Origin of the sequence: Hyphomicrobium sp., from assembly GCF_036833075.1 — a bacterium.
Classification (GTDB): domain Bacteria; phylum Pseudomonadota; class Alphaproteobacteria; order Rhizobiales; family Hyphomicrobiaceae; genus Hyphomicrobium_C.
The window spans coordinates 39,973-48,022 of sequence record NZ_DAITQL010000027.1 but is presented as its reverse complement, the minus strand read 5'-3'; the positions used below and the strand labels follow the sequence as shown (position 1 = coordinate 48,022).

Here is an 8,050-nt window from a genome sequence, read left to right as displayed (position 1 = left end):
GCTTGGCGTTCGGTTTGCGATCGGCGAGACCAAGCGGAGGTGGCCGCAGCACATCTGCTCTCCCAACAGCGACGCGGAGCTGAGCTGCGCGCCGATCGGGACGCTTTTCCGCGTCATGGTCTTAGTGGCTGAGGCGCCGCCCGAGAAGCACGGGCCGACGGCTCGCAACAGACGCGCTGCTCGGCTTTTGGGACAGGAGCATGCCGCTGGCTCCGCGGAAGGGATCGTTACACGCATGTGCCGAGACGCCGGTTCCCCTTTGCCGGCGGCTCGGTCGCGCGGCTGATCGAGGCCGCGCGATAGAGCCCGACCGCCCGAGATCATGGGATCGAGGGCGGGTCCGCCCAGACTCATTGGGTCTCTGCAACCCGCTCGTCATTGAACCCGTGATGACGTCAGCCAACCTTGTCCATCGCCTCGCGAACTGACGTCGCCAGAGGCGAATGTTTATCTTGACCAATCACCTAGCGAGTGTCGGTCCGGCCGAACGGCGCGGAGTCTCATTGGATGCGCCAGAGCGGGATCGCCGTTCCGATGAGGTGCTTGACGTGAACGGGGCCGAAATAGCGGCTGTCGAAGCTCGCCGGATGCTCGGCGAGCAGGAACAGCTCGCTGCTCCTGAGGGTGCGGCAGCCTCGCCAAGGGGGCAGTGGTTCGCTTTCGGTCCTGGCACGCGCGGCCAGGCGGCTCCGCACGAACACGTCGGCGCCGAAGCGGCAAACGCGATCGAGTGCGCTGGCGGCGACCGGCTTTAGCAGCAGCGCCGATCGCGGCAGGTACCCGCGCCGGTGCGCGACCTCGGAGAGGTCTTCCGGCAGGCGAACCAGGGCCAACTCACCAACTTCCGGTCGCCAATGGACAATGCCGTAGAGGCCGATCGCCACACTAGGGGACGCGTTCCAGACCACATACACGGTGGCACGCCGAGGTGCCGGGGCTATCAGCAGGATGAGGGCGATTGCCATGCCGGCAATGGGCGATTTCCTCATGGCTTGCGTCCCGACGACGACTGCCGGCGGGCGCGCTCAGACCACTCGAGCAACTCCTTGCGGTGATAGAAGACGCGGCCGCCGTGCTTGCGGAACGGTGGTCCGGTGCCCTGCCAGCGCATATTCTCGAGCGTATGCGCCTTGAGCCGAAGCAGCGCGGCGGCTTCCTCGGTGGTGAGCAGCGGCAATCTTTTCAACGTGGCCATGCCGTGGGCTCCCGGATGATGTGTTGGAACTTCCGGGAAGACTTGCGGCAAGGGAACTGCCTGGGGAGTGTCGTTCCGCGATCGGCTCAAACGACACCGAGCCGCAAGAGGTCGAGATAGCCGCCATCGCGAAGCTCCTTACCCTTGGCGTAGGCGCGGCAGATTCGATCCTTCATCCATCGACTTGCGCCAACCCATTCGGCCAGAACTCGCTCCGCACCATAGATAACGACCGCGATGTCACGATAGCTTGCCCCGACACACTTGCCGTCGAGAGCGATCAGCGCGTCGCGGAGTAGCAACCGCTTTCGCGTACGGTACAGATCGCTGGTGGGCCGTAGCAGCAGGTGGGCAAGATTGGCGACCGCCTTGGCGTATGCATCTGGAGCCGACAGCCTGTTCACAAGGGTAAGGTCGACCGGTGCCCTGGCCAGTGGGCAGCCCCGGCACCTGAGCGTCACGGCCGCGGTGGAGTCGCGGAGGATAACGAGTTCCTCGCCGCCCGGTCCCCGTATGACGTGCCTGACCGAGGTCAGACAAGCCAACGACAGATCAGCTTCCGATGCATCGATGGCGCGTCTCGCGACGGCGTCCAAGAGCGGAGCCGCCGCGCAGGGACACCAGCAGAGCGGCGCTTCGCAAGCTGGCAGCGAGGGGTCAACGAAAGGAATGCAGGTCCCAGACACCAGGCCGCAAGCTGCGCCTTCGCATGCGCACGAGGTTCATCTGGCAGCGGGTGCGGTATTGGCGCGCACAGCCGCGACGGCTAAGCTGGTAGTCGCGCTGGTAGGGACAATGCCGGCGCAGAAACTCCCAGGCCAGATCACTGGGGCAAAGGCTCAGGATGTAGTCATAGGTGCCGCGGGAAGGCGGCCAGGGCGGACCGACATAGTACCGACTGCGTTCCATAGCCCGAGGCTAGGATCGAGAATCCTAACAAGAGGTATCCGTGTACGGTGCATTGGTCCATGTGTCGCAGCAACGTTGCTCCATGTCTTCTCGACTGTCCTGGCGCTTTGCAGTGATATGGGAAAGCATTCTTGAAACGATGCTCGAAAAGGTGTTGCGCGAGCTTGAGTGTCGGTTGTTTGGCTGCGCGGCGGAGCAAATCGGCGGGGCTGCAAATTTCGGATCTGGAATGTTGTCAACAATTCCCACTCGTTCCTGACAGAAATCCCCTCTGGGTCGGCTCGTTTTCACTATCGCCTATAGGCCTATCGTGTGGTTGAACAGATCTGCGTCCTGGAGGGAATAGGCATGGGTAGGCGTCGGTTTGGCTTCGAGCCTTGTCGCAGGTCTTCGGCGATATTGGGCCGCTAAGCTGGGCGTCATCATAACGGACCTCTGCGTCGGGCGGCACTGCATTCATTCGGGGCTTGCCCATCAAGGAGGCAACTCGCGGATCAGTCTTTAAAACGGCCCTGCATCGCTTTTGAGACTTGCGAAGGTTCGCTTGTCGCAGTGCTGCGCGACGTTCAAGCACACGACTTGGAGCCTCGGATTCTGCAACACTGAATGCGCCTCCCGAGATGATCACTGCTTCATTCGCCCGCCTAGCGGGCACTGCCAAATGCCGGCCGTCGCGCGTCTGTTGGCGCGGCTGTTGAAGGAAGCCGAGCGCAATAGGTACGACTTCGGCGCGCGAAGCGTTTCGCAAGAGGGGTGCGATGATGCTACCCGCCGAATACGTCGCGATCGCGCGAGAGGCTATCCGTGCGTCGTGCCGGAGACCGGAACTTTCTCTATATGCTCTTGCGCATGCTGGTAAGTCGTCGAGTTCGGCGTCTCGACGATGCAACTCGAGACGAGGTTGCGTGGCAACGGTGCGGACCTGGCCGGTCATCCGGAGCGAGAGGAGAAGGAGATTACGGCAAGGCGCGCCGTGCTCGGCGAAGCCGGCCTCTCCGACCTGCAAGGGTGACGGGCGCTGGACGCTCGCGCATCGCAAAATCAATGCTCTGCGCCCACGTGCACGGTCCGGGAAACTCGCGTGGCCCGTGTGTTGGCGGCGAGGCGCCTCGAGGTCGTTTTCGACGGAACAGTATAGGACAGAAAACTCAACATCGGCTCCAGGGAAATTGCCGATTGATAGAACTCAGTGATCTCTGATGGCCCTTCTGCTCAGTACCCTACCCGTTCTGTCTACCATCGTAGCGCTCTCGCTTGGCGTCCGTTCGATCCATGCCGCGCTTCTCGGTGTCGGAGCGGCCGCATTGGCGATCCTGGTGGCCTTCCCTTTTCCGTGGGAAAGCATCTTCCCAGCGGTGATGCGCTGGAGTCCCATCGTGGTCGAAGTTCTGATGATCGTCGGCGGTGGTCTGCTGCTGTCCGAAGTCTTGCGTCACGCGGGCGGAGAAGCCGAGCTGGCAGGCTGGATACGCGGCCGGGCCGGCCAGGGCGTCGGCGCGGTGCTGCTCGTCGTACACGGCATCACACCATTTGCGGAATCGCTGACGGGCTTCGGCATCGGCGTCACAATCGGTATTCCGCTGTTGTGGCATTACGACCTGCCAGCTCGGAAAGTGGCAATGATCGGTTTGCTCGGCCTGTGTGCGGTACCATGGGGCTCGATGGGCCCCGGGACACTGATCGCCGCGATCATGTCTGGCGTGTCGTTCCACGAGCTGGGCGTCGCATCGGCGATCATCAGCGCCATTCCGTTCCTTGTGACAGGGGTGGTCGCGGCGTGGCTTGTCGCACCTGGCGACGGGCGCGTGGCCGCTGTTCTGCAGGGAGCGCTCTCGGGAATTATTCTGACGATCTCCGTCACGGCAACCAATGCCCTTTTCGGTACTCCGCCTGCAGGCGCGCTCGGCGCATTGGTGCTGATCGTCCTTCATCTCGCGCGTGTGAAGCGGCACGGCAACGCTCCGCCCTTGCGGCGCGTCGGGCGCAAGGCGTTGTCGAGCTATGCGGTCCTCTTAGGTGGCGTGCTGGCTGCGGGCTGGATCGTAGAAGCCGCCGGACTGTCCGGGCACTGGCGCTATGTCGCCTCGCCCGCTCTTTGGTTGTTCGTCGCTGCCATCGTCTTTGCAGGTGGGCTGCCGGCGAAGGAAGCAAGCCGTCGCGCCTGGGCGTCTTGGGCGCAGGTTGCGCCGGTGACGGGCTTGTTCATTATGCTTGGAGTCTTGATGGCCGTGTCCGGCATGGCGGCCTTTCTGGCGCGGACATTGGCAGAAGCCGGCATGGCCTATCTGGTGGCCGCGCCCTTCGTCGGCGCGATCGGCGGGTTCGTCACCGGCTCCAACACCGGAGCCAATGCGATGTTCGCCGCGACACAGGCGGAGATCGCCCGCTCGCTTGGCGAGGACGTGCTTTGGTTCATGGCGATTCACAATGTTGCCGCCGCCTTCCTGTTGATGGCGTCGCCGGGCAAGGTCGAGTTGGCAATCCAATTGTCGCCGGCCGAGGCTGCGGAACATCGCCGATGGGTTCAGATGTCGGCCTTGCTGGTGGCGCTTGCCGTCGTCATCGTGTTGGCCGTTCTCAACGTCATCCTGACGTTTGTGTAATCCCCTGATCGCAAGGAGTTGTGGCCTTGCGCTTCCCGGCCGAAGGTGTGGTCGGCCTTCTTGCCTGCGTGCGCTTGGTCGGACTCGAGAGATGAATTCTTGGTCGGCACCAAAGCGATGTGGGCTTTTGGACCTATGCCGTCGCGAGTTGAGAAGCTACCCAAGCGAGGTTGAGCACATCTCTGGTGCGTGCTTGAATGGGGGCGAGCTGATGGGTGTTATCCCAGCTCAGGATCGGGGGGACATCTCCAAAGCGATTCCGCCCGGTGGCCTCGGGGCTCGTCTTGCCTGAGCTGGCCCGATGGTGATTGCGAGGTCGAAGTCGGCGCTTGGCGGAAGCATAGACTGACAGACATCTATCGCTCGGAAATGGAGATTTTTATACCTATGAATAATTGACAGAAAGGGCACGCACAAGCGTGCGTGCCCAATTTGCCCCCGGCAACGGCTGGTGCAGTTTGTCGTCGGTGCGGTGTTTCACCAATACCTTTGCGGTATTTGGCGTGTTGTCCTGACGAGGGGAAAGTTCGACTTCGCAACCCGCCTCTGGAAGGTCATTGGAACCAATGAAGCGATCATCAGACGCCTTCGTGCGCGTGCGCGGGGCGCGGCTCCACAATCTGAAAGCCATCGACCTCGACTTTCCCCGTAACGCGCTTGTCGCCTTCACCGGCATCTCGGGCTCGGGCAAGTCGTCGCTCGCCTTCGGCACCCTATATGCGGAGGCGCAGCGTCGCTATCTCGAATCTGTCGCGCCCTATGCGCGGCGGCTGTTCCAGCAGCTACCCGCCCCCGAGGTCGACCGGATCGAAGGGCTTCCACCCGCGGTCGCCCTGAGGCAGCAGGGCGCGCCGTCGACACGCTCGTCGGTGGGAAGTTCTACCGGGCTCTCGAACCGGCTGCGCATGCTGTTTTCACGAACTGGCGCCTACCCGCCGTCGCAGCCGCATCTCGATGCGGAATGCTTCTCGCCCAATACTCCGGAAGGTGCGTGCCCGGCATGCCACGGCCTCGGCCGCGTTATCGAGGCGACCGAGGCTTCCATGGTGCCCGACGACCGGCTGACGATCCGCGAGCGAGCGATTGCCGCCTGGCCGCCCGCCTGGCACGGCCAGAACCTTCGCGACATCCTTGTCTCACTCGGCTTCGACATCGACCGACCTTGGCGGGACCTGCCGAAAAAGGATCGAAACTGGATACTCTTCACCGAGGAACAACCGGTTGTCCCAGTTTATGCCGGCCTCTCGCCGGCGAAAACCCGTAAGGCTCGGGCTGCCGGCGCGACGCCGAGCTACCAGGGCACCTTCATCGGGGCTCGGCGCTATGTGCTGCAAACCCTCGCAACCTCACAGAGCGCCACGGTGAGGAGACGCGTTTCCCGCTATGTCACGCAGTCACTCTGTCCAGGCTGCGGCGGCCGCCGATTGCGTCCGGAGGCGCTCTCGGTGACGCTCGCGGGACGCGACATTGCGCAAATGTCGTCTCTTCCGGTCGACAGTCTCGCCGATCTGCTGCGCGATCTGATCGAGGGCGCGCGCCGCGAAAGCGCCTCCGTCATCGACTGGACGGAACATCCGGAGAAGGCTATCGCGGCCGAGCGCATCATTGCGGATATGCTGCAGCGCACGGAGGTACTGGCCGAGCTTGGTCTTGGCTACCTGTCGCTCGATCGGGAGACGCCGACGCTCTCGCCCGGGGAATATCAGCGGGTGCGGCTCGCCGCACAGCTGTCTTCCGAACTGTTCGGGGTCGTCTACGTCCTGGATGAGCCGTCCGCAGGCCTGCATCCCGCCGATACCGGTGCGCTTATTGGTGTCCTGCGCCGCCTCAAGGAGGCCGGCAACACGGTGGCGGTTGTGGAGCATAATCCTATCGTCATCCGAAGCGCGGACTGGATCGTCGACGTCGGTCCCGGCGCCGGGGCGGACGGCGGCCTCATCCTCCATAGCGGCCCGCTTGATGGTCTCGCAAAGGTCGCGACTTCGCACACCGCCGCCAGCCTATTCGGTGGCGCTGGCGTTCCGAGCCGGACGCCCCGCGCGGCCACGGCATGGCTTCGGCTGCGGAACGTCTCATGCAACAACCTAAACGGCGTCGATGTCGACATACCTCTCGGCGTCATGACGGCCGTCACGGGCGTGTCAGGGTCCGGCAAGTCCAGCCTCGTGGCCGGTGCCCTCGTCGAGCTGGTGATGGACCTTATCGGGCGGACACAGCCTGCAGGTGCCGTTGTTGACGATGATGCGGCGCCGCGCGCCCGTGTGAAGGGGCGTATCGAGGGCGTCCCCGCAGCGTTGCGTCGTCTCGTGGTCATCGATCAGAAGCCGATCGGCCGCACGCCCCGTTCCAATCTTGCGACCTATACGGGCCTCCTCGATCATGTGCGCAAGCGGTTTGCCGCGACCGACCTGGCGCGCGCGAGGGGATACAGCGCCGGGCGGTTCTCGTTCAATCTGGCCGAGGGGCGATGCCCGGCCTGCGAGGGGGAGGGCGCGATCGTGGTCGAGCTTCTCTTCATGCCGAGTGTGTATGCGCGGTGTCCGACTTGCAAAGGCGCTCGTTATAATCCCGAAACGTTGGAGGTAACCCATCGCGGGCGGTCGATCGCGGATGTCCTGGCGATGACCGTGGCAGAGGCCCGCGACTTCTTTGACGACGATCCCCCTGTGTCGCGATGCCTCGACCTTCTGGGCGAAATCGGTCTCGACTATCTTATGCTGGGTCAGCCGGCGACGGAGCTTTCCGGCGGGGAGGCCCAACGCGTCAAGCTCGCGACGGAGCTGCAATCGCCGCTGCGGGCCGGCGGCCTTTACGTCTTGGACGAACCGAGCTCCGGCCTGCACCCGTACGACACTGCCCGGCTCATTGCGCAACTCGCTCGTCTCGTCGATTCAGGAAACAGCGTCGTCCTGGTCGAGCATGACATGTCGATCGTTGCTAGCAGCGATTGGGTCATCGATCTCGGTCCCGGAGCCGGGCATCAGGGAGGCAACGTCGTCGCGAGCGGCAGGCCGCAGGATGTCGCGCGCGCCGATGGTGGCCCGACCGCGCGCTATCTGTCGCAAGTGCTGTCCTGTGCGGACTCCGCAGGTCATGCGCGGGGCGAAAAACGTCGCCGGCGGCGATCAAATTCCGGGCAGATACCAAAAATCTAGGCCGCGCCGCGACGGGAAAGCCGATACGGCTGGGGCATCGGGATTCAAAATCAAGGGCTTGCGCGTGCACGCCGTTGCATCCTCAAGCCGTGGTCGCGGGCTAGGTCGATTTATGCTCGATCGGCGAGACCGAACACCGGCAAGAGGGAGCCAAGCCTGGCCCGCGTAGAACGGTCACCGTTGCCATC

At 63.6% G+C, this 8,050-nt stretch carries 7 protein-coding genes; 3 read left to right on the top strand and 4 right to left on the bottom strand.

What is annotated here, in order from left to right; genetic code table 11:
* Positions 1 to 500: 500 nt before the first annotated feature.
* The 4 genes from V7082_RS10130 to V7082_RS21555 all read right to left on the bottom strand — a co-directional run bounded on the left by V7082_RS10130 (position 501) and on the right by V7082_RS21555 (position 2,104).
* Positions 501 to 989: a S26 family signal peptidase gene (locus V7082_RS10130; protein ID WP_334148148.1), complete on the bottom strand. Its 489-nt coding sequence runs from the start codon at positions 987 to 989 to the stop codon at positions 501 to 503.
* Positions 986 to 1,195, bottom strand: coding sequence for a helix-turn-helix domain-containing protein (locus V7082_RS10125; protein WP_334148146.1), 210 nt, complete (start codon positions 1,193 to 1,195; stop codon positions 986 to 988). Before V7082_RS10125 ends, V7082_RS10130 begins: the two co-directional genes overlap by 4 nt.
* Positions 1,196 to 1,281: 86 nt before the next feature.
* The gene (locus V7082_RS10120; protein WP_334148143.1) at positions 1,282 to 1,791 is read right to left on the bottom strand and encodes a DNA -binding domain-containing protein; all 510 of its coding nucleotides are present in this window, start codon (positions 1,789 to 1,791) and stop codon (positions 1,282 to 1,284) included.
* A gap of 61 nt (positions 1,792 to 1,852) precedes the next feature.
* Positions 1,853 to 2,104 carry a transcriptional regulator domain-containing protein gene (locus tag V7082_RS21555; protein ID WP_442909777.1) on the bottom strand — a complete coding sequence of 84 codons (252 nt, stop codon included), beginning with the start codon at positions 2,102 to 2,104 and terminating at the stop codon, positions 1,853 to 1,855.
* An 883-nt stretch (positions 2,105 to 2,987) separates the two neighbouring features.
* On the opposite strand from V7082_RS21555, the gene V7082_RS10115 reads away from it, so the two are divergent.
* The 3 genes from V7082_RS10115 to V7082_RS10105 all read left to right on the top strand — a co-directional run bounded on the left by V7082_RS10115 (position 2,988) and on the right by V7082_RS10105 (position 7,862).
* Positions 2,988 to 3,116 carry a hypothetical protein gene (locus tag V7082_RS10115; RefSeq protein WP_334148142.1) on the top strand — a complete coding sequence of 43 codons (129 nt, stop codon included), beginning with the start codon at positions 2,988 to 2,990 and terminating at the stop codon, positions 3,114 to 3,116.
* Positions 3,117 to 3,303: 187 nt separating this feature from the next.
* Complete coding sequence (locus V7082_RS10110) at positions 3,304 to 4,707, top strand: L-lactate permease (RefSeq protein ID WP_334148140.1); 1,404 nt, start codon at positions 3,304 to 3,306, stop codon at positions 4,705 to 4,707.
* Positions 4,708 to 5,273: 566 nt separating this feature from the next.
* A complete protein-coding gene (locus tag V7082_RS10105) occupies positions 5,274 to 7,862 on the top strand; it encodes an excinuclease ABC subunit UvrA (RefSeq protein ID WP_334148138.1) in 2,589 nt (862 codons plus the stop codon).
* Positions 7,863 to 8,050 lie beyond the last annotated feature (188 nt).

Bases quoted from the DNA above. Each gene is read 5' to 3' on its own strand.
- V7082_RS10115 (WP_334148142.1), top strand. From the start codon at position 2,988: ATGCAACTCGAGACGAGGTTGCGTGGCAACGGTGCGGACCTGGCCGGT.
- V7082_RS10110 (WP_334148140.1), top strand. From the start codon at position 3,304: ATGGCCCTTCTGCTCAGTACCCTACCCGTTCTGTCTACCATCGTAGCG.
- V7082_RS10130 (WP_334148148.1), bottom strand. From the start codon at position 989: ATGAGGAAATCGCCCATTGCCGGCATGGCAATCGCCCTCATCCTGCTG.
- V7082_RS10125 (WP_334148146.1), bottom strand. From the start codon at position 1,195: ATGGCCACGTTGAAAAGATTGCCGCTGCTCACCACCGAGGAAGCCGCC.
- V7082_RS10105 (WP_334148138.1), top strand. From the start codon at position 5,274: ATGAAGCGATCATCAGACGCCTTCGTGCGCGTGCGCGGGGCGCGGCTC.
- V7082_RS21555 (WP_442909777.1), bottom strand. From the start codon at position 2,104: ATGGAACGCAGTCGGTACTATGTCGGTCCGCCCTGGCCGCCTTCCCGC.